We start from the raw sequence: 23,536 nt of genomic DNA on the forward strand, positions 1-23,536 counted from the left end.
GTCAGGACTGGGGGTCCAGGAGGCCTTCGGGGACGGCGAAGCCGCGGATTCGCTGGGGGTGGTCGCCGACGGGGATGCGGGCGGTCTCGCCGGTGCCGTCGAAGTCGATGACCGAGATGTCGTCGCTGCCGCTGTTGGACAGCATGCAGTGCTGCCCGTCCGGCGTGCTGGCCGCCCAGTACGGCTTGTCGCCCGTCGGGACGATCGCGTCGGTGGTCAGCGAGGGAACCGACACGATGGCCGCGTAGTCCGAAACCGTGCCCGCGTCGCAGAGCTTGGTGCGCTCGGCGTTGGCGGCGAGCCCGTGGTGCGCCGAGTCCAGCGGGTACTCGTCGCGGCGCATCTCCTCCGCCTCCTCGGACAGCGGCAGGTGCACGGTGCGGGTGATGCGCTTCTCGGCCAGGTCGTACTCGATGAAGCCGTGGTGGAACGACAGCTGCGCGTACATCGTGCGCCCGTCCGGCGTGACCAGGAACGGCCGGATCCCCGCGTCGAAGTCGATGACCTCGCGGACCTCGTCGGTGGCGGTGTCCACGATGGTCAGCTGCCGCTTGCCCTTGAGCGGGTCGAGGGCCGGGTCGTCCGGCGCGATCACCCGTCCGATCGTGGCGTTGTAGAGGGTCTTGCCGTCCGGCGAGTACCGGTTCTCGTGCGGGAAGTCGCCGGTCGGGAACTCCCCGGTCACCGAGCCGTCGGCGGTGTCGAGCAGCTGGACCGCGTTCGCCGTGGTCGCCGAGACCGCGAGCTCCGAGCCGTCCGGGGACAGCGACATGTGGTCCGAGCGGAACCCGGCCACCTCGGTGCGCCACACCTGCTCGCCGGTGCCCAGGTCGAAGGCCGCCACGTCGCCGAGGCTGGGCCGCGAGACGTAGAGGGTGCGCCCGGCCGGCGAGACCCACACGTCGTCGACCAGCTGATCGTTCCCCTCACCGGCGGTTTCCCGGATCACCAGCATCGCGGCGCGCTCGTCCGGTGTCATCTCGCGCTTGCGCCGCTCCAGATCGGGCACCACGTCGATCCGCTGGTACTTCTCGAAGCTCCGCGCGTCGATCAGGTCGACGGTGCCGTCCCAGTTGTTGCCCACGAACATCACGTCCCGGCGCTGCTCGGCGGCCGCCGAGGTCGGCAGCGCGGCGAGCGCCACCAGCGCCGCTGCCGACATCGCGCACGCTCGCGATAAACCCATTCGCATCCGAATCGCCCTTCCTGCCCAAGCGGAACAACCCCACCAACGAATGTGAGAACAATTCGGATGTGCCCGGCCGCGCGGCTGGACGACATCGCACCCGAACAGCCGACGGCCGGGCACTCGATCAGCCGAGCTTCGCTCCGGCGTGCAGCGCGATGCCGGAGTTGGCGGGCACGGTCGCGTCGAACCAGCCGTTCTCGCCGACCTCGACGGCCCTGCCGGTGCAACCGCCCTCGGAGACCTCGCCGGACATCACGTCGCAGTAGGTCCCGGCGGGCAGCGAGGTCTGGAAGCTGCGCGACATCTCCCCGCCCTCGCGGTTGAACGCCACGTAGCCCTCGTCCTCCCGGCCGAAGGCGATCTGCCCACCGCCGTTGTCCCACCAGTCGGTGAGCCCGGCACCGGCGACCGCGTTGTGGAAGCCGACCATGCCCGCGATGATCGGGCGCCGCTGCTCGCAGACCCACGCCGCGTCGTCGCAGTTCGCGGGCTTGGTGGCGCCGTCGGACTCGGCAGGCGGACCCGCGTCGGCGTTGTCGAAGGCGAAGCTGGAGATCAGCTTCGGCGTGCCGTACGGGTGGGCGAGCTCGAAGGCGACGCCCAGGTCGTAGGCGGCACCGTCCTCGTGGGTCAGCGTCGGCTCGCTGCGCTGGGTGTCGTGGTTGTCGATGAACACCACGGCCTGCTCGCCGGGCAGCGGCATCGAGTCCGCCAGGCCCGAGAGCCCGGCCAGCGAACCGCTCTTGAACGCCTCCGAAACCCGCCCGTGGTAGGCGAACTCGGTAACATCGCCGTTGCCGGTGTACTCACCGGCGGTGGTCGTGCCGTCGGCGATGACCTCCTGGAAGACGTAGGGCTTCTGCCCGGTTCCCGGAACGGCGTCCAGCGCCCCGAATATCGCGCCGATGTCCTCCGGTGGCATGTGCTTGGAACCGTCCACCCGGAAGCCCGACACGCCCATGGCGACGAGGTCGTTGAGGTAGGCGATCTCGGTGCTGCGGACGTGGTCGCTCTCGGTCTTGAGGTCGGCGAGCCCGACCAGCTCGCAGTTGCGGACCTCCCACTTGTTCCCGTAGTCCGAGATGTCCCGGCGGCAATCGTGGAAGTCCTGGTCGGCGTAGGTGCCCGGGTAGTCGTACTTCTCGTAGTTCGTTCCGCCGCTGCCCGGACCGCCGTTCTGCGAACCGGAACCGGACATGTGGTTGATCACCGCGTCGACGTAGACCTCCACGCCGGCGCCCCTGCAGGTCTCGACCATGTTGGCGAACTGCTCGCGGTTCCCGCGGCGGCTCTCCAGCTGGTAGCTGACCGGTTGGTAGTCCTGGTACCAGGGATGCCCGGCGTCGCCGAGCACCACGTGCTCCTGCGGCGGCGAGACCTGCACCGCGCCGAAGCCCGCGGGCCCGAGGAAGTCGGTGCACTCGCGGGCGACCGAATCCCAGGGCCACTGGAACATCTGGATGATCGGCCCGCTCACCGGCGCCGCGGCAGGCCGGGCCGCGGGCTCGGGCGCGCGGTGCTGGGCGAAGGCGGTCGGCACCAGAGGGGTGCCGACCACGACCGCCGCCAGCGCGAGCACGGGTAATCGCATGGCGCTCTCCTCACGTCGTCGGAAGCAAGCGCCTTCGATAACATTTTCTTGCGCGAGTTAAGTCAATCCCACTTTCGAACTAGCAGCTCACCAGGCATTATCGTTGCAATAATTTGCAAATCAGCGCGGCAGAACGGTTGCGAGCTCGGTCGCCGCCCGCTCGCCGTAGATCCCGGCCAGGCGCTTGCGGCAGCGCTCGGGGTGCAGCGTCCACTCCTGGGTGCCGGTGACCTCCAGGACGTGCACCGCGATCAGCGAGCCCAGCTGCGCCGAGCGCTCCAGCGACAGCCCCGCCTCGACCCCGGCCAGGAACCCCGCCCGGAACCCGTCGCCGACCCCGGTCGGGTCGGCCTTGCCGAGCTCGGGCACCGCGGGCACGCGCAGCCGCGCGCCACCCCGCTCGACGACCTCGGCCCCGTCGGCGCCGAGGGTGGTCACGCGGGTGCCGACGCGCTCCAGCACCTCGCCCTCGCTCCACCCGGTCTTATGCAGCAGCAGGCCCCACTCGTAGGAGTTGGTGAACAGGTAGTCGGCCCCCTCGACGACTCGCCGCACCTGATCGCCGTCGAGCCGGGCGAGCTGCTGCGAGGGGTCGCTGGCCCAGCGGAAGCCCAGCTGCCGGCACTCGTCGGCGTGCCGCAGCATGGCCTTCGGGTCGTTCGGGCTGATCAGCACCAGGTCGGCCGAGCGGGCCCGCACGACCGGCGCCAGCTCGATGTTGCGGGCCTCGGCCATCGCGCCCGCGTAGAACGAGGCGATCTGGTTGAAGTCCTGATCGGTGGTGCACACGAAGCGCGCGGTGTGCGCGAACTCGGAGACGTGCACCCCGCCGCAGTCCACCCCGTTGCGCTCCAACCAGGAGCGGTAGTCGGCGAAGTCCTCCCCGACCGCGCCCACCAGGACCGGATCGCGGCCGAGCACCCCGAGCGCGAAGGCGATGTTGGCGGCCGCGCCGCCGCGCCGCACCACCAGGTCGTCGACCAGGAAGCTCAGCGAGACCTGCTGCAGGTTGTCGGACACGAGCTGCTCGGCGAAGCGCCCCGGGAAGTGCATCAGGTGGTCGGTGGCGATGCTGCCGGTAACTACCACGGACACGGAACGCCTCCAGAACACTACCAGGTGTGATCTTCCGAGGTGAGCCTAACGCCACAGCGGGCTCGGCCGCGCGCTCGCGCGGGCGGCTCCGCGGGACAATCGGAGGCATGCGCGATGTGGAGATCTCCGACGAGATGATCCGGCTCGGCCAGCTGCTCAAGCTGTCCGGGCTGGTCGAGGACGGCACCGAGGCCAAGGAAGTGCTGGAGGAGGGCCTGGTGACGGTCAACGGCGCGGTCGAGACGCGCCGCGGCAAGCAGCTCGTGGACGGCGACCGGATCGCGCTCGACGAGGAGGAGGTGCGGGTGGTGGCCCGCTGAACGCCAGAAGGCCGGTGCCCGAGCGGGCACCGGCCTTCCGCCGAATCAGGGAGCGACCGTCAGTGGAACGAGTCGCCGCAGGCGCAGGAACCGCCGGCGTTGGGGTTGTCGATGGTGAAGCCCTGCTTCTCGATCGAGTCGACGAAGTCGATCACCGCGCCCTGCAGGTACGGGGCGCTCATCCGGTCGACGACCACGCCCAGGCCCTCGAAGTCGCGACGCGCGTCGCCGTCGAGCGAGCGCTCGTCGAAGAACAGCTGGTAGCGCAGGCCGGCGCAGCCACCGGGCTGCACGGCGATGCGCAGGTGCATGTCGTCGCGGCCCTCCTGCTCGAGCAGGGCCTTGGCCTTCTGGGCAGCCGAGTCGGTCAACGTGACACCGTGGGCGGGCGCCTCGGTCTCGGTCGTGGTGTTCGGGGCGGTCATGGACACTCCCTCGGTCTCGCTCATCCGAATCCGGCGTGAGGTGGAACCACACCCGGAGCCGGGCTATTCCCACGGGCGAACCCGGGGACGCATTGATGTCTCCTCCCCACATGGTGGCACAGACACGCCGCGAACTGGTGTGACGTGTCCTGCGCCATCCGTTTCGGGCGGTCTCCTGCGAGCGCCCGAGCAGCGTCGAATAACCTGGAGGGGTGAGGTTCCTTCGCCGCAACACCGAGCAGCCCGCCGCGGACGACGCCGAGAACGAGACCGCTCAGTCCGAGGAGGAGCAGGCGCAGGGTCACACCCCGAAGAAGGGGCGACCCACGCCCAAGCGGCGGGAGGCCGAGGGCAAGCGCCGCGGACCGGTCCCGCCTCCGCCGAAGACCCAGCGCGAGGCCATCAAGCGCTCCCGCGGCAACAAGGAGGAGCGCCGCAAGGCCGCCGCCGAGCGCCGCGAGCGCATGATGCAGGGCGACGACCGCTATCTGATGCCGCGGGACAAGGGCCCGGTGCGCGCCTACGTCCGCGACCTGGTCGACACCCGCAGGCACCTGATGGGCCTGTTCATGCCGCTGGTGCTGATCGTGTTCGCCGCCACGCTGGCGCAGAACCTGGTCGTGCAGCAGTACGCGACCCTGTTCTGCCTGGTGCTGCTGATCATGATGGTGATCGAGGGCAGCCTGCTGGGCCGCTACATCAACCGCCAGGTCCGCGCGAAGTACCCGGACCACAAGGACCGCCCGCTGGCACTGGGCTGGTACGCGTTCACCCGAGCCATGCAGATCCGCAAGCTCCGCGTCCCGCGCCCCCGCTACACCCCCAAGGACATCGCCAAGATCGGCTGACCCCGCGACACCTCGCAGTTCGGCCTGGAACTGCATGCTTCGAGGCATGCAGTTCCAGGCCGAACTGCGAGGTTCAGGCGCGCGGTGAGGCTCCGCCCGTCCGCGTGGTGGGGCTCGATACGGTCGTCGGGGTCTTTGGAGGTGGGGATGCGGTCGTTGGTGCTCGGCGGGGCTCGCTCCGGGAAGTCCGCGCACGCCGAGGGGTTGGTCGGCGCGGATTCGGCGGTGACCTACGTGGCCACCGCGCGGCGGATCGCCGGGGACGGCGAGTGGGACGCGCGGATCGCCGAGCACGTGGCTCGGCGGCCGGACTCGTGGACGACCGTGGAGGCGCCGGACGCCGAGTCCCTGCGCGAGGCGCTGCGCGAGGCTCCGGCCGGGGCCGAGGTGCTCGTCGACGACCTCGCCACCTGGTTGACCGGGGTGCTCGACGACGCCGGCGCCTGGGAGCGCGACCCGGCGGCGCTGGAGGTGGTCGCCGCGGAGCGCGAGCGCCTGGTCGCGGCCGCTGCCGGGTGCGCTGGGCGGTTGGTGCTGGTGTCCGCGGAGGTCGGCCTCGGCGTCGTGCCCTCGACGCGGTCTGGAAGGCTGTTCCGAGACGAGCTCGGCTCGCTCAACGCCCGGTTGGCGGACGTCTGCGACGAGGTCCTGCTGCTGGTGGCGGGGTGCCCGCTCCGCCTGCGGTGAGCCGAGCTGCGCCGCACCAACACGGAGGTTCCCCTTGTCGACCGAAGTCAACGACCTCGAGTTCCCGCCCGTCCCGGGACCCGACGAGCAGGCCCGCCGCGACGCCGCGTCCCGGCAAGCGCAGCTGACCAAGCCCGCTGGGTCGCTGGGCAAGCTGGAGGAGCTGGGCGTGTGGGTGGCCGCGCGGCAGGGGACCTGCCCGCCGCGGCCGTTCGCGCGGCCGCGCGTGGTCGTCTTCGCCGGTGATCACGGGATCGCGCGGCAGGGCGTCTCGGCGTACCCGCCGGAGGTCACCGCGCAGATGGTCGGCAACTTCCTGACCGGGGGCGCCGCGGTGAACGTCCTGGCGCGGCAGGCCGGGGCGACCGTCCGGGTGGTCGACATGGCGGTCGCCACCGACACCGCGCCGGTGGTCAGCGCGCACAAGGTCAACAACGGTTCCGGGGCGATCGACCGCGAGGACGCGCTCACCGACGAGGAGGTGCGCGCGGCGATCCGGGCCGGGCGCGCCATCGCCGACGAGGAGGTCGACTCCGGTGCGGACCTGCTCGTCGCCGGGGACATGGGCATCGGCAACACCACTCCCGCCGCGGTGCTGATCTCGCTGCTGACCTACACCGAGCCGGTGGCCGTGGTGGGCCGCGGGACCGGCATCGACGACCAGGCCTGGATGCGCAAGACCGCCGCGATCCGCGACGCGCTGCGCCGGGCCCGCAAGGTCCAGCACGACCCGGTCGCGCTGCTGCGTACCTCCACCGGCGCGGACATCGCCGCGATGGCCGGCTTCCTCGCGCAGGCCTCGGTGCGGCGCACCCCGGTGCTGCTGGACGGCGTGGTCGTCGGGGCCGCCGCGCTGGTGGCCGAGGAGCTCGTGCCCGGGGCGCGGCGGTGGTGGCTGGCCGCGCACCAGTCGGCCGAGCCGGGCGGGCAGCTGGTGCTGCAGCACCTCGACCTCCAGCCGGTGCTGAACCTGGACCTGCGGCTCGGCGAGGCCTCCGGGGCGCTGACCGCGCTGCCGGTGGTGACCGCGGCGATCAAGGTGCTCGGCGAGATGGCGACCTTCGCCGAAGCCGGGGTCGGCGGCCCCGCGGAGGCCGAGGCCACGTCGTGACGGACGGACTGCGCCTGGCCGTGTCCTGGCTGAGCGTGCTGCCGGTGCCCGCCGGTGAGGTCGACGACCGGTCGAGCCGGCAGGCCATCGCCCTCGCCCCGCTGGTCGGCGCGCTGCTCGGCGGCGCGGGCGCGCTGGTGCTGTGGGGCCTGTCGGCCGCGGGCGCTCCCCCGCTGCTGGCCGGGTTCCTCGTGGTCGGACTGCTGGCGCTGCTGACCCGCGGCATGCACGTGGACGGCCTGGCCGACACCGTCGACGGCCTCGGCTGCTACGGCGGACCGGAGCGGGCGCTGCAGGTGATGCGCGACGGCGGCGCCGGGCCGTTCGCCGTGGTGGCGCTGATCGTGCTGCTCGGGGCGCAGGCGGTGAGCTTCGGCGCGCTGGCCCACCAGCCGTGGGTGCTGGTGCTGGCCTGCGCCGTCGGACGCGCGGGGTTCGTGCTGTGCTGCCGCCGCGGCGTGCCCGCCGCCCGGCCCGAGGGCTTGGGCGCGCTGGTGGCGGGCAGCCAGCCGACCTGGCTGGTCGCCGGGTGGTGGCTGGCGCTCGCGACGCTGGGCTTCCTGGCCGGGCACCACGTGCTGGTCGGCGTGCTCGCGGCCGCGGCGCTGCTGCAGGTGTTCGTCCAGCACGCGACCCGTCGCTTCGGCGGCATCAACGGCGACGTGCTCGGCGCGTCCTCCGAGCTCGCGACGACCGTGGTCCTGATCGCCGCCGCGCTCGGCCTCGGCTGACGGTCGCGCCCGGGACTGCCGCTGATCCGCGCGGGCGGAAGAACGACGGGGGGCCCCCCCCCGGGGGTGGCGGCCCGCCGTCGTCGTTCCGGGGTCAGGCGAGCTTGGTCATCCAGGAGTGGGAGTCCTCGGACTTGCCGTACTGGATGGCGGTGAGGCGGTCGCGCAGCTTCATGGTGACCTCGCCCGGGTGGCCGTCGGCCACGGCGAACTCGCCCTCGCGGTGCTTGACCTTGCCGACCGGGGTGATGACCGCGGCGGTGCCGCAGGCGAAGACCTCGGTGAGCTCGCCGGTCGCGGCGGCCTTCTCCCACTCCTCCGCGGTGATCTTGCGCTCCTCGACCTGCATGCCCAGCTCCTTGCCGAGCTCCAGCAGCGAGGACCGGGTGACGCCCGGCAGCAGGCTGCCGCTGAGCGCCGGGGTCACCAGGCGGGCGTCCTTGCCGGACCCGAACACGAAGAACAGGTTCATCCCGCCCATCTCCTCGACGGTGTGCCGGTCGCAGGCGTCCAGCCACACCACCTGGTCGCAGCCCTGCTCGACGGCCTGCGCCTGCGCCAGGAAGGACGCGGCGTAGTTGCCCGCGAACTTGGCCGCACCGGTGCCGCCGGGCGCCGCGCGCACGTACTCGTGGCTGAGCCAGACCGTCACCGGCTTGATGCCGCCGGAGAAGTACGAACCGGCCGGCGAGGCGATCAACGAGTACAGGTAGCTCTTCGACGGGTGGTTCACGCCCAGCCCGATGTCCGTGGAGACCATGAAGGGCCGCAGGTACAGCGAGCTCTCACCCGAGCTCGGCACCCACTCCCGGTCGGCGGCGACCAGCTCGCGCAGCGACTCGACGAACAGCTCCTCGGGCAGCTCGGCCATCGCGATGCGCCGCGCGGAGTCCTGGAAGCGGCGCGCGTTGGCCTCCGGGCGGAACGCGGCGATCGAGCCGTCGGGCTGCTGGTAGGCCTTGAGCCCCTCGAAGATCGCCTGCGCGTAGTGCAGGACCGAGGTCGCCGGGTCGAACTCGAACGAGTGGTAGGGCTCCAGCTTGGCGTCGTGCCAGCCGCGGCCCTCCTCGTAGCGGATGGTCACCATGTGATCGGTGAAGAACCGTCCGAACCCCGGATCCTCCAGTACCTCGGCCCGGCGCTCCGCGGTGGCCGGTTGCGGGTTGGGGTTCCGGGTGAAAGACAGCGCTCCAGTCATGGACGTACGTTATCGCGCCCGCTGGAGCAGTGGAAACCGGATCACTTCGATTGGTCGTCCAAGTATTGGAGGCGCTCGGGCAAGCGGAGCGGGGCCGGCCGGTTCCGGGCGTTCCCGGAACTGCCCGCGGCGCCCTCGCGCCCGACTATGCTGGCGGCATGAACGAGGCGTCCCGTACTCCCGCCCCGCGCACGCCGACCACCACCAACCAGGACGTGCTCGCCGCCGCCCTGGCGGCGCTGCTGCCGCTGGGCGGCGGACTGCTGCTGGTGCTCGGCTACGCGTGGCTGGGCTGGTTCGGCGTCGTGCTCGCCGCGGTCGGCGACGCCGGCTGGGGCTACTGGTGGTACGGCAAGAACGAGCAGCGCTGGTTCCCGGAGAGCCTGCGCGGCGGCCAGGTCGGCGGCATCGCGGTGCTCGTCGCGATCATCACCCTGCTGCTGTTCGTCACGATCAGCTGATCAGTCCCGCAGCAGCGATTCGGGCAGCTCCGGCAGCGACCAACCCGGGTTCGGGGCGAGATCGCAGTAGGTGCCGTCGAACGGGAACTGGCCGTCCTCGGCGAGCTTGATCATCCGCTCGCCCTCGGCGCGCAGCTCCTCGGCCTGCTGCCGCTCGAAGCGGCCCGCGGACACCGCGGCAGGCATCTCGTCCTCGTCCTTCCAGGACCAGCTGCCGTCGGGCAGCACCTCGACGTCGAGCACGCCGTCGACCCGCCGCACCCCGGTGGCGTCCCGGCCGAGCGGGACCTCGAGGTTCACGTACCAGTTGCGGAAGGTCCCGTCGGGTTCGAAGAACCACCACACCGAGGACCACTGGTGCTCGTGGACCAGCCGCAGCGTCGAGGTCCCGCGCCAGGTGGAGCGCTTCGGGACCCGCGGTCCGCCGAAGCGCTCGGCCAGCGGCATGTCCCGCGGCCCGCGCCCGTCCGGCGCGGTCGTGGTGCGAATGGGCGTTCCGGCCAGCACCCAGCACAGCAGCTGATCGCCGTCGTCGGCGACGACGCGGCCCGGGTGCACGGTGCCCAGCGAGCCGTCCAACCGCCAGAAGCTGTAGAGCACGTCCGCGCCGGGGAAGAAGGTCTGCTTCGGCTCGAATTCGGTGATCGGCATGTTCCCGCCTCACTTCCAGCGGCGGGACACACCTCCCGCCACCAACGGTCCGAGGACAACGACAACAGCGGTGCTCAGCATGGCACCGATCGGCATGCTCATGGCCACCACGACCGAGAGCCCCATCCCGAGGCACGCCAGGCGCGTCGCCCACGCGGGACCGTCGGCCAGCAGCAGGCGGGCGCCCGCGCTGGCGAGAGCGTAGTGCAGCAGCAGCGCGCACGCGGCGAAGGACATCGCCGCGACGGGTGAGACCCACTGCGCGACCAGCACCGCGGCCACGCCGCCGAGCAGGTCCAGCAAGTAGGGAGTCCCGGCCGAGCCGGTGCGGCCCAGCGCGCGGGGCAGTTCACCGTCGCGGTTCAGCGCGACCGCCGTGGAGCGCCACGACTCCAGCGCTCCCAGCAGCACCGGCAGCAGCGCGACCGCCGCGCCCGCGCTCACCAGCGGGCGCATGTCGGCCGCGGCCGCGGCGGTGAGCACGTCGCGCAGCGGCGCGGGCGACAGCGCCAGCCGCGCCCAGCCCAGCTGGTGGGCCAGGGCCAGCATCATCAGCGCGAGCACCGCGGTGACCACCGACAGCGAGATCACCGCCGCGCGCTTGACCACCCGGGGAGGGAGCCGGCGCCCGTCCGGCGCGGTCAGCCGCTCGATGCCCAGGAAGGCCACGAACAGCACCCCGGCCGCGCCGAAGGGGCCCACCGCGCTGTCGGCGACCTGGCCGGCCGGCTGCCCGCCCACCGGGGCGATCGCGAAGCAGGTCGCCACCACCAGGCCGACGACCAGCAGGCTCAGCGCGGTCCACAGCCAGGCCGCGCCGCCGCGGATGCGCAGGCCGGTGGTCGCCGAGAGCACCACCAGCAGGATCGCCACGGCCGCGACCTGCGGAGCCGCCGAGGGCAGGAACAAGTCCCCCAGGACCCGGGCCACCGCGGCCATCGCCGCGACCTGACCCGCCAGGAACGCCGAGGCCGCCACGCGCGCGGCGAGCAGGCCCATCCGCTCGCGCACGCACGCGTAGGCCGGTCCGGGACCGCCGTAGGAGTTCGACTGGTGCGCCGTCGCCGAGGCCACGCAGATCGCGGTCACCAGCGCGATCGGAAGACCCAGCAGCGACCACGGCCCGGCCGCGGCGGCGGCCGGGGCCGGGCCGAGCAGCACGCCGATGCCGAGCATGCCGCTCAGCGCGAGCGCCACACCGCCGCCGACCGCGGTGGAACGACCGCTCGATTCAACCTGTTGGGTCACGCGACCACCCTTGCAGAGGATTGCCGGTGGATCAGCCGCTCTCCGACTGACCCGCGGTGCGGGATCGTCACCCAGCGTAGAACCAGGCGCGCGGCACCCCGGGGGCACCTTTCGCGCCGGGGGCGTTTCCGCAGAACTCGCGAACTGCGCCGTGAGCGAACCTGTGGGTTTCCGGATGGCGGAGGGTTCTAGAGTGCCAAGCAGCTTCGCTTTTCCCGCACGAATCCGGAGGATGACCACGTGACGACCCCCAAACTCGCGCTCACCGACACCGCGGTGGGCAAGCTCAGCGCCGACGCGCTCGTCATCGGCACCGTTCAGGGAACCGACGGGCTGCAGCTCGCCCCGGGCGCCGACCAGGTCGCCGCGGCCCACGACGGCGACCTGGTCGAGGTGCTGACCTCGCTGGGCGCGACGGGCAAGGCCGACGAGATCGTCAAGCTGCCGGCGAGCGGCAAGCTCAAGGCCGAGGTGCTGGTGGCCGTCGGGCTGGGCAAGCCGGGGGACGACGGCGTCACCGCCGAGGCCGTGCGCCGCGCCTCGGGCGCGGCGGCCCGCGCGCTCGCCGGCGTCGAGCACGCCGCGACCACGCTGTCGGCGAGCGACCTCTCGGCGGCCGTGCAGGGCACCGTGATGGGCGCGTACAGCTACACCGCGTACAAGTCGAGCGAGAACGGCAACGGCCCGGTCGCCGCGGTGGACTTCGCGGTGCCGGACGCCAAGGCCGACGCGAGCGCCCACGCGCTCAAGGGCGCCGCGGCCATCGGCGAGGCGGTCAACACCGCCCGCGACCTGATCAACACCCCGCCGAACGACCTGTACCCGGCCTCGTTCGCCGAGCGGGCGACCGAGCTGGCCAAGGCCGCGGGCCTGGAGGTTGAGGTGCTCGACGAGAACGCGCTGCGCAAGCAGGGCTTCGGCGGCATCCTCGGCGTCGGCATGGGCTCGACCCGCCCGCCGCGGCTGGTCCGCATCAAGCACAAGGGCCCGAAGGACGCCAAGAAGGTCGCGCTGGTCGGCAAGGGCGTCACCTTCGACACCGGCGGCATCTCGCTCAAGCCGGGCGCGGGGATGGACAACATGACCTCGGACATGTCCGGGGCCGCGGGCGTGGTGGCCACGATGGTGCTGGCCGCCAAGCTCAACTACCCGCTGGAGATCACCGCGACCGTTCCGATGGCCGAGAACATGCCCTCGGGCAGCGCCTACCGGCCGGGCGACGTGCTCAAGATGTACGGCGGCAAGACGGTCGAGGTGCTCAACACCGACGCCGAGGGCAGGCTGATCCTGGTCGACGCGATCACCCGCGCCTGCGAGGAGAACCCGGACTACCTGGTCGAGACCTCGACGCTGACCGGCGCGCAGGTGGTGGCGCTGGGCAACCGCACCCCCGGCGTGATGGGCAGCGAGGAGTTCCGCGACCGGGTGGCGAAGCTGTCCCAGGGCGTCGGCGAGGGCGCCTGGCCGATGCCGCTGCCGGAGGAGCTGCGCACCGACCTGGACTCCAAGCTCGCCGACCTGGCCAACGTCACCAACCACCGCTGGGGCGGCATGCTGGCCGCGGGCCACTTCATCAAGGAGTTCGTGGCCGAGGGCGTGCAGTGGGCGCACATCGACGTCGCGGGCCCGGCCTACAACACGAACTCGCCGTGGGGCTACACCCCGAAGGGCGGCACCGGCGTGCCGGTGCGCACCCTCGCCGCGGTGCTGGCCGACATCGCGGACCACGGCTGACTGCGCTGCGTCATCAACGGGCCCGGACCGGCGCCGGCCCGGGCCCGTTTTGTCGCGAATCGCATTTCAGCGCGTGAGCCAGGCCACAAAGAGGTGACCATCGAGGGGGATTCCGGTGTCACGATGGGTGAATGACCCAATCTGAACCGGCCACGCTCGCCGAGACCCGGCACGGCTACCAGGTCGACGTGGTGTGGACCGGGAACACCGGACAGGGCACCTCGACCTACCACTCCTACGAGCGCACCCACGAGGTGCGCGTGGCGGGCAAGGACTCCATCGACGCCTCCGCCGACCCGGTCTTCCTGGGCGAGGCGGACCGCTACAACCCCGAAGAGCTGCTGGTCGCATCGCTGTCGCAGTGCCACATGCTGTGGTTCCTGCACCTGGCCGCCGACTCCGGCGTGGTGGTCACCGGCTACCACGACCGCGCCCGCGGCGTGCTCGCCGAGAACTCCGACGGATCCGGTCAGTTCGAGGCCGTCGAGCTGCTCCCCGAGGTCACCGTCTGCGACCGCGCGAGCGTGGACGTCGCCGAGGCGCTGCACGAGCGCGCCCACGAGCTCTGCTACATCGCGAAGTCCGTGACGTTCCCGGTCCGCTTCACCCCCACCGTGCGGATCGCCAACTGATCCCGCGCGGAGTAATCGATTCAGTCGTCGAGGCGGTCGTGCGCACGGAATTTCCGCCCTGCGGATTTCCGGCTCACGACTGCTCGTCGGCGGCGCGCTGCGCGCGCTTGCGCAGAATGCGCTGCCTGGCCTGGTAATCGCGCATCCGCTGCGGGTATCCGACCTTGGCCACCTCGTAGAGCGGAATTCCCAGACCCCGGGTGAACCGACCGGCCGCGCCCGGACTCGCCACTCGCCGCCGGGTCCACTCCCCGTCGTGCGCGATCAGCAGCAAGGTGGTCTCGGTGACCAGCGTGCGCGGCTCCAAGAATCCCTCGACGCCCCGCCGCTGCTCGGCCCAGGCGCGCAGGTGCTCGGAATCCGACGAGGAAGCACCGCGCATCCGGCCGGGGCGGCGGCCGCGGAACCGGTCGAAAAGTCCCACCGCACTCTCCCCTCCAAGCCGAAGGAACCGGCATCGGATTCGAGAACCGATCCGAACCTCCACTTCGATTCTGCCATCACCCGGATGGGGAGAATGTGAAAACTCGCTGATAATCGCACCGCAGTTCCGGGACTTCTCCGCGAGGGTGACGAACAGATCACCCCGCCCGCGTCGCATCCGCCGCTCGGGTGGTGACAAGATGGCCAGTGGAGCACCTGACCACCAGGTCAGGTCACCGTCAGCAAGCCAATGACGCCCTGTCGAGGAGTGCGAAGTGACCGACACGTCCGCCGATCTGGTCATCCTCGGCGGCGGTTCGGGCGGCTATGCCTGCGCTTTCCGCGCGGCCGAGCTCGGCCTGTCCGTCGTCCTCATCGAGAAGGACAAGCTCGGTGGGACCTGCCTGCACCGAGGATGCATTCCGACCAAGGCCCTGCTGCACGCGGGCGAGGTCGCCGATTCCGCCCGGGAGGCCGACCAGTTCGGTGTCCGCGCCTCGTTGGAGGGCGTCGACATCGATGGTGTCAACAAGTACAAGGACGACATCGTCGCGGGCCTGTACAAGGGTCTGCAGGGGTTGGCCAAGGCGCACAAGGTGACCCTGGTCGAGGGTGCGGGCACCCTGGTGGATTCCAAGACCGTCGAGGTCGACGGCACCCGCTACACCGGCGAGAACGTGGTGCTGGCGACCGGTTCGTACTCCAAGACGCTGCCCGGTCTGGAGCTGGGTGGCCGGGTGGTGGCCAGCGAGCAGGCGCTCAACCTCGACTACGTGCCGGACAAGGTCGTGGTGCTCGGCGGCGGTGTGATCGGGGTGGAGTTCGCCAGCGTGTGGCGCTCCTTCGGTGCCGAGGTCACCGTGGTCGAAGCGCTGCCGAACCTGGTGCCCAACGAGGACGAGTTCCTGTCCAAGCGCCTGGAGCGCTCCTTCCGCAAGCGCGGCATCAAGTTCAAGACGGGCGTGAAGTTCACCGGTGTCGAGCAGAGCGACGACGGCGTGTCGGTGAGCCTGGAGAACGGCGAGACCTACGACGCCGACCTGCTGCTGGTGGCGGTGGGCCGCGGCCCGAACACCGCCGGCCACGGCTTCGAGGAGGCCGGGGTGACCCTCGAGCGCGGGTTCGTGCGCACCGACGAGCGGCTGCGCACCAACGTGCCGGGCGTCTACGCCGTCGGCGACATCGTGCCGGGTCTGCAGCTGGCCCACCGCGGGTTCCAGCAGGGCGTGTTCATCGCCGAGGACATCGCCGGACTCAACCCGCAGCCCATCGACGAGGCCGGTATCCCGCGGGTGACCTACTGCCGCCCCGAGGTCGCCTCGGTGGGGCTGACCGAGGCCGCCGCCAAGGAGCAGTACGGCTCGGTGGAGACCTTCACCTACGACCTGGCCGGCAACGGCAAGAGCCAGATCCTCAAGACCCAGGGCGCGGTCAAGCTGGTCCGCGTCACCGACGGCCCGGTCGTCGGCCTGCACCTGGTCGGCGACCGCGTCGGTGAGCTCATCGGCGAGGCGCAGCTGATCTACAACTGGGAAGCGCTGCCCGACGACGTGGCCCCGCTGGTGCACGCCCACCCCACCCAGACCGAAGCTCTGGGCGAGGCCCACCTCGCCCTGGCCGGCAAGCCGCTGCACGTGCACGGCTGAACCGCGCCCATTCAGCCGCACCCCGCCACACCCACGAGGAGTCAGCAACAGATGGCCTTCTCCGTTCAGATGCCGGCACTCGGCGAGAGCGTGTCCGAGGGAACGATCACCCGGTGGCTCAAGCAGGAGGGCGACACCGTCGAGGTCGACGAACCCCTGCTGGAAGTCTCCACCGACAAGGTCGACACCGAGATCCCCTCGCCCGCCGCCGGCGTCCTGCAGCGCATCATCGCCAAGGAGGACGACACCGTCGAGATCGGCGGCGAGCTCGCCGTGCTCGGCGAGTCCGGTGAAGCCCCGGCCGCGGAGCCCGCCCAGGAGGCACCGGCCCAGGAAGCACCGGCGCAGGAGGCACCGGCGCAGGAAGCGCCCGCCGCCCCCGCCGCTCCGGAACCGCAGGCCGCCGCTCCGGCGGCCCCGGCCGGTGGTTCCGCGCAGGGCACCGACGTCGAGATGCCCGCGCTCGGCGAGAGCGTCACCGAGGGCACGATCACCCGGTGGCTCAAGCAGGTCGGCGACTCGGTCGAGGTCGACGAGCCGCTGCTGGAGGTCTCCACCGACAAGGTCGACACCGAGGTCCCGTCCCCGGTGGCCGGCACCCTGCTGGAGATCGCCGCGGGCGAGGACGACACCGTCGAGGTCGGCGCCAAGCTGGCCGTCATCGGTTCCGCCGACGCGGCCGCCGCCCCGGCGGCACCCGCGCCGACCCCGGAGCCCGCCCCGGCCGCCGAGCCCGCGCAGCCCGCGGCTCCCGCAGCCGCCGCTCCGGCCCAGCCCGCGCAGCCGGCCCAGCCCGCGCAGCCGGCCCAGCCCGCGCAGCCCGGGCAGCCGGCCCAGCCCGCGCAGCCGGCTGAGCCCGCGCAGGAATCCGCTCCGGCCGGTGGCACGCCCTACGTGACCCCGCTGGTGCGCAAGCTGGCCAACGAGCACGGCATCGACCTGACCCGGCTCAAGGGCAGCGGTGTCGGCGGCCGCATCCGCAAGCAGGACGTGCAGGCCGCGATCGACGCCGAGCAGGCGCCCGCGAGCGCCGCTCCGGCCGCCCCGGCGGCGAGCGCCCCGGCCAGCACCGTGGAGCCCTCGGCCGAGGCCGAGGCGCTGCGCGGCACGACCCAGCCGATGTCCCGGCTGCGGCAGCTGCTGGCCCGCCGGATGGTCGAGTCGCTGCAGACCGCGGCGCAGCTGACCACGGTGATCGAGGTCGACGTCACCAAGATCGCCCGGCTGCGCGACCGCGCGAAGGGCAACTTCGAGGCGACCGAGGGCGTCAAGCTGTCCTTCCTGCCCTTCTTCGCCAAGGCCGCGGCCGAGGCGCTGAAGCTGCACCCGAAGGTCAACGCGTCCATCGACGAGGAGAACAACCAGGTCACCTACCACGGTGCCGAGCACCTCTCGATCGCGGTGGACACCGAGCGCGGCCTGGTCTCGCCGGTCATCCACGACGCCGGGAACCTCAACCTCGGCGGGCTGGCCCGCAAGATCGCCGACCTGGCGGCGCGGACCCGCAACAACAAGATCAAGCCCGACGAGCTCTCCGGCGGCACGTTCACCATCACCAACACCGGCAGCCGCGGGGCGCTGTTCGACACGCCGATCCTGAACCCGCCGCAGGTGGGCATGCTGGGCACCGGCTCGGTCGTCAAGCGCCCGGTCGTGGTGGCCGACGAGAACGGCGGCGACACCATCGCCATCCGCTCGATGGTCTACCTGGCGCTGTCCTACGACCACCGCCTGGTCGACGGCGCCGACGCCGCCCGGTTCCTCAACACGGTCAAGCAGCGCCTGGAGGAAGGCGCCTTCGAGGCCGACCTGGGGCTGTGACGGGTCGACCACCGGCCTGACGCGAACGGCCGCTCACCCCTCGGGGTGGGCGGCCGTTCGCCGTTCGGGCGAACGCCTCGCACCGAGTGGATCGATGCGGGACGATGCCCGCATGCGCGTCGTCGTCGCCGGGTCCTCGGGATTGATAGGTACTTCGCTGGTCGCCGGGCTGCGCCAGGCCGAGCACGAGGTGGTGCGGCTGGTCCGGCGGGTTCCCGGCGCGCCCGACGAGCGCGGCTGGGACCCGGACACCGGTGCGCTGGACCCCGACGCGCTCGACGGCGCGGAGGCGGTGGTCAACCTGTGCGGCCCCGGCATCGGCGACAAGCGCTGGACTCCCGAGCGCAAGCGCCACCTGGTGCAGGCGCGGGTGCGCGCGACCGAGGTGCTCGCCGAGGCCGTGGCCAAAGCGGGCGTCCCGGTGCTGGCGAACGCCTCCGCGGTCGGCTACTACGGCGACGCGGGCTCGCAGCCGGTGACCGAGACGTCCCCGCCGGGAACCGACTTCCTCGCCGACCTGTGCCAGCGCTGGGAGTCGGCGACCTCGGCGGCCTCAGACGCCGGGACCCGGGTCGTGCTGCTGCGCACCGGCCTGGTGATCTCGCCGTCGGGCGGGCTGCTCGGGCAGCTGCGCCCGCTGTTCAAGCTGATGCTCGGCGGCAGGCTGGGCTCGGGGCAGCAGTACATGCCGTGGATCTCGCTGGACGACGAGATCGCGGCGATCCGCTTCGTGCTGGAGACCCCGGAGATCTCCGGCCCGGTCAACCTCACCGGTCCGGCGCCGGTGACCAACGCGGTGTTCACCCGCGCGCTCTCAGAGGCGCTGGGGCGTCCGGCGCCGTGGGTCGTGCCCGGGTTCGCGATGCGCGCGGCGCTGGGCGAGCTCGCCGACTCGGCGCTGACCGGTCAGCGGGCGCTGCCGACGGTGCTGGAGGCCAACGGCTTCACCTTCCAGCACCCCACGATCGGCGCGGCGCTGGCGGCTGCGACCGGCCGTTGAACGACCCGCCCCGGCTAGGCGTAGCCTGTGCGGACGTGAGCCGAGCTGATTCTTCGTGCCGCACCTCCTCGGCGGCGGTGGACGTGAAATACCTGGGCGTCATCGACTACCTCGATGCGTGGGAAATGCAGCGGGAGCTGGCCAACGGCCGCTTCGAAGAGCAGAGCCCGGACACCCTGCTGCTGCTGGAGCACCCGTCGGTCTACACAGCGGGCAAGCGCACCTCGCCGGAGGACCGGCCGACCGACGGCACCCCGGTCATCGACGTCGACCGCGGCGGCAAGATCACCTGGCACGGCCCGGGCCAGATCGTCGGCTACCCGATCGTGGGGCTGGCAGATCCGATCGACGTGGTCGACTACGTGCGACGCCTCGAGCAGGCGCTGATCCACGTCTGCGACGGGTTCGGGCTCAACGCCGGGCGCGTGGAGGGCCGCAGCGGCGTGTGGCTGCCCGCCGAGGGCACCCGGCCGGAGCGCAAGATCGCCGCGATCGGCATCCGGGTGCAGCGCGGCGTGACGATGCACGGGCTGGAGCTCAACTGCAACGCCGACCTCGGTGAGTTCGACCGGATCGTGCCCTGCGGCATCAGCGACGCCGGCACGACCTCGCTGTCGGCCGAGCTCGGTCGCGACGTGGCCGTCGACGAGGCCTACCCGCTCGTGGAGAAGGCGGTGCTGGACGCCCTCGACGGCCACCTGCCGGTGACCGACCGGGACATCCCGCGCAACCAGCCGAGCGCCGCGGGCGTCACCCTCGCCCTCGACCCGAGCCTGCGCTAACGCGGTTCTGGCCGGAACTTCACCCCGCGCAGGTGAAGTTCCGGCCAGAACCGCCCGATGCTCGCCCCGTTCCTCTAGAGTTCCGCAATTACGGACTACTAGAGGAGTGAGCATGTCGATGTCCCGCCGAAGCCTCCTGGTCGCGGTCGGCGCCGCGACTCCCCTGCTGCTGGCCGAGCCGTCGTCGGCCCAGTCCCCACCGGATCTGAGCACCCCCGAGGGCTGGCTGAGCTGGCTGCCCGCCAACCGCGACCGGGTCGGCATCGCCCTGGACGACGGCCGCGGTGCCCAGCTGGCGCACGCGGCGAGCGCCCCGATGCCGCTGGCCTCGGCGGTGAAGGTGCTGCACCTGGCCGCCTACGCCGAAGCCGTCGTCGGCGGTCGGCTCGACCCCGCCGAGCAGGTGCGGGTCGGCGACTGGGAGCGCTACTACCTGCCCACCGACGGCGGCGCGCACAAGCTGTCGCTGGAGCACCTGGGCGTTCCCGCCGACGAGTCGGGATACTACGCCGCCGACCCGGATCAGCGGGTGGCGCTGCGCGAGATGGTCGCCATGATGATCACCTACAGCGACAGCGCGGTCCCGGACCTGCTGCGCGACCGACTGGGCACCCGGGAGGTGCTCGCGGCGGGCCGCTCGCGCGGGTGGGCGCGCCCGGACGTGCGCTCGCTGTGCGCGGAGTACCTCTTCCTGGCCCTGCCGGAGACCGCTCCCCCGCCGGGGATGCCGACCGAGGCCCGCCGGTCCTGGGGGTTCGCGGTGGAACGCCGCTACCGGGACGATCCCGCGCTGCGGCAGCGCGTCCGCGAGCGGCTGCTCACCCGGCCGCTGCCGCCGTGGCAGCAGCAGACCGCGTGGGCCTCGGCGACCGCTGCGGGAGCACCGCGCGAGCTCGCAGCGGTGCACCGCGCGCTGGCCGGCGGAACCGATCCGGTCTCCGCGCTGGCCCGCGAGCACCTGGAGGCGCCGACGGCCGGTCACCTGCCGCCCGGGGTGGACGGCATCGGGTTCAAGGGCGGCAGCTTGCCCGGCGTGCTCGCCTGCGGCCTGTCGGTGCGACGCACCGACGGCGCGATCGGCAGCGGCGGTCTGGTGCTGCACGATCCGGCGAGCGGACCGCGGGAACTGCGCAGCGCCGACCCCGCGCTGCCGCTGCTGCTGGCGCTGCGCGACGCGGCCTGGCGGGACCGGCTGGCCGCGGCGCTGGGCCGCTGAGGCAAGCTCGCGGCGTGGACTTGCAACAACGCGTCGAAGCCCTGGAAGCCCGCGTGGCCGCCCTGGAAGCCGGGAGCTCCGGGGGAGACCGGCCCGCGACCGAGCCCAGCGGGTCGGTGGTGAGCTACGACGGCCACCTCGCCGAACCGGTCGAGCTGGAATGGCATATCAGGGCCGACCCGATGCAGGTCCTGGAGTTCCCGGACGGTCCGCGCGCGGACGTGCTGGCCGCCCTCGGCCACCCGACCCGGGCGGCCATCGTCCGCCAGCTCGCCGCGCGCGGCCCGCAGTCCTCGACCGCTCTGCAGGAAGCCGCCGGGCTGGGCTCGCCCGGCCAGCTCTACCACCACCTCAAGGCGCTGACCTCGACCGGTGTCGTGGAGCAGGACAAGCGCGGCTCCTACCGGCTGCGCCCGCAGGCCACCGTGCCCGCGCTGATCCTGCTCACCGCGGCCTCGGACATCGCGGGGCAGTTCCGGGGATGAGGACTCGCGCCGCGCCCCGTCGCCGGTTCACAGCTGAGGCGCCACCTGCTCGGCGACGAGGTCGAGGTGGTCCAGGTCCGAGAGGTCCAGCACCTGCAGGTACAGCCGGGTGATGCCGGTGCGGTCGCGCCAGTCGCCGATCTTGTCGACGACCTCGTCGGGCGACCCGGCCAGGCCGTTGGCGCGCAGCTCGCCGACCTCGCGGCCGATCGCCTCGGCGCGCCGCGCCAGCTGCCCCTCGTCCTTGCCCGCGCACAGCACCAGAGCGGCCGAGCGCACGATCTCGGCGGGGTCGCGACCGATCTCCGAGCACGCCGCCTCGACCCGCCCGAACTGCGCGGCGGCGGTCTCGACGTCCACGAACGGCAGGTTGAACTCGTCGGCGAAGCGCGCGGCCAGCTCCGGGGTGCGCTTCTTGCCGCCGCCGCCGACGAGCACCGGCGGGCGCGGCGACTGCACCGGCTTGGGCAGCGCGGGCGAATCGGTGAGCTGGTAGTGCTGGCCGTCGAAGGAGAAGGTCTCGCCCTCCGGGGTGGACCACAGCCCGGTGACGACCTCCAGCTGCTCGGCGTAGCGGTCGAACCGCTCCTTCAGCGAGGGGAACGGGATGCCGTAGGCGGTGTGCTCCTCCTCGTACCACCCGCTGCCCAGGCCCAGCTCGATCCGGCCTCCGGACATCTGGTCGACCTGGGCGACCGAGATCGCCAGCGGGCCGGGCAACCGGAAGGTCCCCGCGGACATCAGGGTGCCCAGGCGCAGCCTGCTGGTCTCGCGGGCCAGGCCGCCGAGCGTCACCCACGCGTCGGTCGGGCCGGGCTGCCCCGAGACGTCGCCCATCTTCAGGTAGTGGTCGGAGCGGAAGAACGCGTCGTAACCGGCGTCCTCGGCGCGCTTGGCCACGCGCAGCAGGTCGTCGTAGCTCGCGCCCTGCTGGGGCTCGGTGAAGATCCGGAGCTTGAAGTTCTCAGTCACGAGCCCCGAGAGTAATCGCGCGCGCACGAGCGCGCGCTGAGATTTCAGCGGGCCAGCCGGAGGCCGGCGAGGACCTGCTCGACGCAGGCCGCGATGTCGGCGCGCTCCTGGATGGGGCTGGGCGAGCCGGCGATGGCCGTGGCGCCGGCCGAGAGGGCGCCGAACATGATGCGCGCCAGCGCGTCGACCGGGAGCTCCCCGATCTCGCCGGACTCGACCAGGTTGCTGACCACGGTGCGCAGCACGCCGAAGGTGTGCGCCTCCTCCGCGGTGCGCCAGCGCTCCCAGCCCATCACCGCCGGCCCGTCCTGGACCACGATGCGCTGGTAGGACGGCTCCAAGCAGACCTCCAGGAACGCCGACAGGCCGGAACGGGTCGCCTCCCACGGGTCACCGGAGTCCGACACGACCTCGGCGAGCCGGTCGACCACGTCGGCCTCCACGGCGCCGAAGGCCGCCTCGAACAGCGCCTGCTTGCCGCCGAAGTGGTGGTACAGCGCTCCCTTGGTGACCCTGGCGCGCTTGGCGATCTCGTCCAGCGACGTGCCCGAGTACCCCCGCTCGGTGAACAGCTCCACCGCGGAGTCCACCAGCGCCTGCCTGGTGGTTTCCGAGTACTCGACGCGTCGCGAACGGACTGTAGGCATGCTCACGAGCCTATGACATACCGATGGTACGCACTCGTGGTACCGTCGGTCGTGGACATACCGACGGTATGCGACACACCTGGGGTATCCCCGACTCCCTGGAGAGCGCCATGAGCTGGAACACCTACTACCAGCGCAAACACGCGATCGACGCGGTCCTCGACAGCGCTCGTCGAGATCCCGATCGGGCACTCGACACGATCCCGAGCCCGTTCGCCGACGCGGGCGAGTTGCTGGCCGCGCTGCAGCACAAGTGGCTCCAGCAGCTCGGCGGCCGCCTCGAGGTGGCCCTGACCGACGCCGAGCGCGCTCCGCACGGCGACCGCGTCGAGGCGGTCACCAGCGCGTGGCGGCGCGCCGCCGCGGCCAACCCCGCGCTGCGCGCCGTGCTCGACCACCACGCCGAGCACCCGGCCCTGCGCGCCGGCGCCACCGCGGAGAACCGGCTGCTGGCCACCTCGGCCGGCCTCGCCGAGGAGTTCGAACCCGAGCACGACGCCACCCGGGTCGGCCAGGCGTTCCAGCAGCTGCTGCGCGCCAGCCCGCCCCCGGCCGAGCGGCGCGGCCGCACCGGCGTGCTGCGCAAGCTGCTGGCCCCGAGCAGGTGAGCGCACGGGCGGCTC

25 protein-coding genes are annotated in these 23,536 nt (G+C 72.2%); 15 read left to right on the forward strand and 10 right to left on the reverse strand.

All coding sequences use genetic code 11. The annotated features are described in order from the left end of the window. Nucleotide 1 precedes the first annotated feature (1 nt). The 3 genes from ACFQRI_RS22165 to ACFQRI_RS22175 all read right to left on the reverse strand — a co-directional run bounded on the left by ACFQRI_RS22165 (nt 2) and on the right by ACFQRI_RS22175 (nt 3,833). The gene (locus tag ACFQRI_RS22165) at nt 2–1,162 is read right to left on the reverse strand and encodes a YncE family protein (protein WP_380671663.1); all 1,161 of its coding nucleotides are present in this window, start codon (nt 1,160–1,162) and stop codon (nt 2–4) included. A gap of 151 nt (nt 1,163–1,313) precedes the next feature. Beyond that, nucleotides 1,314–2,780, reverse strand: a complete 1,467-nt coding sequence (locus ACFQRI_RS22170; RefSeq protein ID WP_380671664.1) for an alpha-amylase — start codon at nt 2,778–2,780, stop codon at nt 1,314–1,316. 120 nt (nt 2,781–2,900) lie between these two features. Then, a complete protein-coding gene (locus ACFQRI_RS22175) occupies nt 2,901–3,833 on the reverse strand; it encodes a carbohydrate kinase family protein (protein WP_380671700.1) in 933 nt (310 codons plus the stop codon). Nucleotides 3,834–3,982: 149 nt separating this feature from the next. On the opposite strand from ACFQRI_RS22175, the gene ACFQRI_RS22180 reads away from it, so the two are divergent. Then, nucleotides 3,983–4,195, forward strand: a complete 213-nt coding sequence (locus tag ACFQRI_RS22180) for an RNA-binding S4 domain-containing protein (protein WP_380671665.1) — start codon at nt 3,983–3,985, stop codon at nt 4,193–4,195. Between the two features lie 59 nt (nt 4,196–4,254). Here ACFQRI_RS22180 and ACFQRI_RS22185 read toward each other — a convergent pair whose 3' ends face one another. Continuing rightward, nucleotides 4,255–4,620, reverse strand: coding sequence for a HesB/IscA family protein (locus ACFQRI_RS22185; protein ID WP_380671666.1), 366 nt, complete (start codon nt 4,618–4,620; stop codon nt 4,255–4,257). Nucleotides 4,621–4,832: 212 nt separating this feature from the next. Between ACFQRI_RS22185 and ACFQRI_RS22190 the strand changes: the two genes are divergently transcribed. From ACFQRI_RS22190 to ACFQRI_RS22205, 4 genes are all read left to right on the forward strand, one after another. Continuing rightward, nucleotides 4,833–5,468 carry a DUF3043 domain-containing protein gene (locus ACFQRI_RS22190; RefSeq protein ID WP_380671667.1) on the forward strand — a complete coding sequence of 212 codons (636 nt, stop codon included), beginning with the start codon at nt 4,833–4,835 and terminating at the stop codon, nt 5,466–5,468. A gap of 141 nt (nt 5,469–5,609) precedes the next feature. Then, complete coding sequence (gene cobU, locus ACFQRI_RS22195; RefSeq protein WP_380671668.1) at nt 5,610–6,155, forward strand: bifunctional adenosylcobinamide kinase/adenosylcobinamide-phosphate guanylyltransferase; 546 nt, start codon at nt 5,610–5,612, stop codon at nt 6,153–6,155. A 34-nt stretch (nt 6,156–6,189) separates the two neighbouring features. Next, the gene (gene cobT / locus ACFQRI_RS22200) at nt 6,190–7,266 is read left to right on the forward strand and encodes a nicotinate-nucleotide--dimethylbenzimidazole phosphoribosyltransferase (protein WP_380671669.1); all 1,077 of its coding nucleotides are present in this window, start codon (nt 6,190–6,192) and stop codon (nt 7,264–7,266) included. Further along, a complete protein-coding gene (locus ACFQRI_RS22205) occupies nt 7,263–7,997 on the forward strand; it encodes an adenosylcobinamide-GDP ribazoletransferase (RefSeq protein ID WP_380671670.1) in 735 nt (244 codons plus the stop codon). The genes cobT and ACFQRI_RS22205 overlap by 4 nt, the downstream gene beginning before the upstream one ends. A 94-nt stretch (nt 7,998–8,091) precedes the next feature. On the opposite strand, the gene ACFQRI_RS22210 is transcribed toward ACFQRI_RS22205, so the two are convergent. Next, nucleotides 8,092–9,195, reverse strand: a complete 1,104-nt coding sequence (locus tag ACFQRI_RS22210; RefSeq protein WP_380671671.1) for a branched-chain amino acid aminotransferase — start codon at nt 9,193–9,195, stop codon at nt 8,092–8,094. Between the two features lie 158 nt (nt 9,196–9,353). On the opposite strand from ACFQRI_RS22210, the gene ACFQRI_RS22215 reads away from it, so the two are divergent. Beyond that, nucleotides 9,354–9,656 carry a hypothetical protein gene (locus ACFQRI_RS22215; RefSeq protein WP_380671672.1) on the forward strand — a complete coding sequence of 101 codons (303 nt, stop codon included), beginning with the start codon at nt 9,354–9,356 and terminating at the stop codon, nt 9,654–9,656. On the opposite strand, the gene ACFQRI_RS22220 is transcribed toward ACFQRI_RS22215, so the two are convergent. Both ACFQRI_RS22220 and ACFQRI_RS22225 read right to left on the reverse strand, forming a co-directional pair. Further along, nucleotides 9,657–10,307 (reverse strand): DUF402 domain-containing protein, encoded by a 651-nt coding sequence (locus ACFQRI_RS22220; protein WP_380671673.1) that lies wholly within the window; start codon nt 10,305–10,307, stop codon nt 9,657–9,659. 9 nt (nt 10,308–10,316) lie between these two features. Then, the gene (locus ACFQRI_RS22225; RefSeq protein WP_380671674.1) at nt 10,317–11,555 is read right to left on the reverse strand and encodes an APC family permease; all 1,239 of its coding nucleotides are present in this window, start codon (nt 11,553–11,555) and stop codon (nt 10,317–10,319) included. Between the two features lie 240 nt (nt 11,556–11,795). Between ACFQRI_RS22225 and ACFQRI_RS22230 the strand changes: the two genes are divergently transcribed. Further along, nucleotides 11,796–13,289, forward strand: a complete 1,494-nt coding sequence (locus tag ACFQRI_RS22230; protein ID WP_380671675.1) for a leucyl aminopeptidase — start codon at nt 11,796–11,798, stop codon at nt 13,287–13,289. A 131-nt stretch (nt 13,290–13,420) separates the two neighbouring features. Beyond that, nucleotides 13,421–13,921: an OsmC family protein gene (locus ACFQRI_RS22235; protein WP_380671676.1), complete on the forward strand. Its 501-nt coding sequence runs from the start codon at nt 13,421–13,423 to the stop codon at nt 13,919–13,921. Between the two features lie 73 nt (nt 13,922–13,994). Here ACFQRI_RS22235 and ACFQRI_RS22240 read toward each other — a convergent pair whose 3' ends face one another. Then, entirely contained in the window at nt 13,995–14,345 is a 351-nt protein-coding gene (locus tag ACFQRI_RS22240; protein ID WP_380671677.1) for an oxidoreductase, read from the reverse strand. Between the two features lie 274 nt (nt 14,346–14,619). On the opposite strand from ACFQRI_RS22240, the gene lpdA reads away from it, so the two are divergent. The 6 genes from lpdA to ACFQRI_RS22270 all read left to right on the forward strand — a co-directional run bounded on the left by lpdA (nt 14,620) and on the right by ACFQRI_RS22270 (nt 21,294). Further along, a complete protein-coding gene (lpdA, locus tag ACFQRI_RS22245) occupies nt 14,620–15,990 on the forward strand; it encodes a dihydrolipoyl dehydrogenase (RefSeq protein ID WP_380671678.1) in 1,371 nt (456 codons plus the stop codon). 51 nt (nt 15,991–16,041) lie between these two features. Continuing rightward, complete coding sequence (gene sucB / locus ACFQRI_RS22250; RefSeq protein ID WP_380671679.1) at nt 16,042–17,811, forward strand: 2-oxoglutarate dehydrogenase, E2 component, dihydrolipoamide succinyltransferase; 1,770 nt, start codon at nt 16,042–16,044, stop codon at nt 17,809–17,811. Nucleotides 17,812–17,923: 112 nt separating this feature from the next. Continuing rightward, on the forward strand, nt 17,924–18,811 hold the full coding sequence (locus ACFQRI_RS22255; RefSeq protein ID WP_380671680.1) for a TIGR01777 family oxidoreductase: 888 nt from the start codon (nt 17,924–17,926) through the stop codon (nt 18,809–18,811). Nucleotides 18,812–18,846: 35 nt separating this feature from the next. Continuing rightward, a complete protein-coding gene (gene lipB, locus ACFQRI_RS22260; RefSeq protein WP_380671681.1) occupies nt 18,847–19,593 on the forward strand; it encodes a lipoyl(octanoyl) transferase LipB in 747 nt (248 codons plus the stop codon). 112 nt (nt 19,594–19,705) lie between these two features. Continuing rightward, nucleotides 19,706–20,809: a serine hydrolase gene (locus ACFQRI_RS22265; protein WP_380671682.1), complete on the forward strand. Its 1,104-nt coding sequence runs from the start codon at nt 19,706–19,708 to the stop codon at nt 20,807–20,809. Between the two features lie 14 nt (nt 20,810–20,823). Then, entirely contained in the window at nt 20,824–21,294 is a 471-nt protein-coding gene (locus ACFQRI_RS22270) for an ArsR/SmtB family transcription factor (protein WP_380671683.1), read from the forward strand. Between the two features lie 27 nt (nt 21,295–21,321). Here ACFQRI_RS22270 and ACFQRI_RS22275 read toward each other — a convergent pair whose 3' ends face one another. Together ACFQRI_RS22275 and ACFQRI_RS22280 are read right to left on the reverse strand one after the other, a co-directional pair. Next, nucleotides 21,322–22,266 (reverse strand): LLM class F420-dependent oxidoreductase, encoded by a 945-nt coding sequence (locus ACFQRI_RS22275; RefSeq protein WP_380671684.1) that lies wholly within the window; start codon nt 22,264–22,266, stop codon nt 21,322–21,324. A gap of 44 nt (nt 22,267–22,310) precedes the next feature. Continuing rightward, the gene (locus ACFQRI_RS22280; RefSeq protein ID WP_380671685.1) at nt 22,311–22,913 is read right to left on the reverse strand and encodes a TetR/AcrR family transcriptional regulator; all 603 of its coding nucleotides are present in this window, start codon (nt 22,911–22,913) and stop codon (nt 22,311–22,313) included. Between the two features lie 110 nt (nt 22,914–23,023). Here ACFQRI_RS22280 and ACFQRI_RS22285 point away from each other — a divergent pair, with 110 nt between their 5' ends. Beyond that, nucleotides 23,024–23,521 carry a hypothetical protein gene (locus ACFQRI_RS22285; RefSeq protein ID WP_380671686.1) on the forward strand — a complete coding sequence of 166 codons (498 nt, stop codon included), beginning with the start codon at nt 23,024–23,026 and terminating at the stop codon, nt 23,519–23,521. The last annotated feature ends 15 nt before the right edge of the window (nt 23,522–23,536 follow it).

It is taken from the genome of Saccharopolyspora griseoalba (genome assembly GCF_042665275.1).
Taxonomy (GTDB): Bacteria; Actinomycetota; Actinomycetes; order Mycobacteriales; family Pseudonocardiaceae; genus Saccharopolyspora; species Saccharopolyspora griseoalba.

Excerpts from the sequence above, each read along its gene's own strand:
- ACFQRI_RS22165 (WP_380671663.1), bottom strand. The coding sequence starts at position 1,162 with ATGTCGGCAGCGGCGCTGGTGGCGCTCGCCGCGCTGCCGACCTCGGCG.
- ACFQRI_RS22170 (WP_380671664.1), bottom strand. The coding sequence starts at position 2,780 with ATGCGATTACCCGTGCTCGCGCTGGCGGCGGTCGTGGTCGGCACCCCT.
- ACFQRI_RS22175 (WP_380671700.1), bottom strand. The coding sequence starts at position 3,833 with ATGCACTTCCCGGGGCGCTTCGCCGAGCAGCTCGTGTCCGACAACCTG.
- ACFQRI_RS22180 (WP_380671665.1), top strand. The coding sequence starts at position 3,983 with ATGCGCGATGTGGAGATCTCCGACGAGATGATCCGGCTCGGCCAGCTG.
- ACFQRI_RS22185 (WP_380671666.1), bottom strand. The coding sequence starts at position 4,620 with ATGACCGCCCCGAACACCACGACCGAGACCGAGGCGCCCGCCCACGGT.
- ACFQRI_RS22210 (WP_380671671.1), bottom strand. The coding sequence starts at position 9,195 with ATGACTGGAGCGCTGTCTTTCACCCGGAACCCCAACCCGCAACCGGCC.
- ACFQRI_RS22215 (WP_380671672.1), top strand. The coding sequence starts at position 9,354 with ATGAACGAGGCGTCCCGTACTCCCGCCCCGCGCACGCCGACCACCACC.
- ACFQRI_RS22220 (WP_380671673.1), bottom strand. The coding sequence starts at position 10,307 with ATGCCGATCACCGAATTCGAGCCGAAGCAGACCTTCTTCCCCGGCGCG.
- ACFQRI_RS22235 (WP_380671676.1), top strand. The coding sequence starts at position 13,421 with ATGACCCAATCTGAACCGGCCACGCTCGCCGAGACCCGGCACGGCTAC.
- sucB (WP_380671679.1), top strand. The coding sequence starts at position 16,042 with ATGGCCTTCTCCGTTCAGATGCCGGCACTCGGCGAGAGCGTGTCCGAG.
- ACFQRI_RS22255 (WP_380671680.1), top strand. The coding sequence starts at position 17,924 with ATGCGCGTCGTCGTCGCCGGGTCCTCGGGATTGATAGGTACTTCGCTG.
- ACFQRI_RS22265 (WP_380671682.1), top strand. The coding sequence starts at position 19,706 with ATGTCGATGTCCCGCCGAAGCCTCCTGGTCGCGGTCGGCGCCGCGACT.
- ACFQRI_RS22280 (WP_380671685.1), bottom strand. The coding sequence starts at position 22,913 with ATGCCTACAGTCCGTTCGCGACGCGTCGAGTACTCGGAAACCACCAGG.
- ACFQRI_RS22285 (WP_380671686.1), top strand. The coding sequence starts at position 23,024 with ATGAGCTGGAACACCTACTACCAGCGCAAACACGCGATCGACGCGGTC.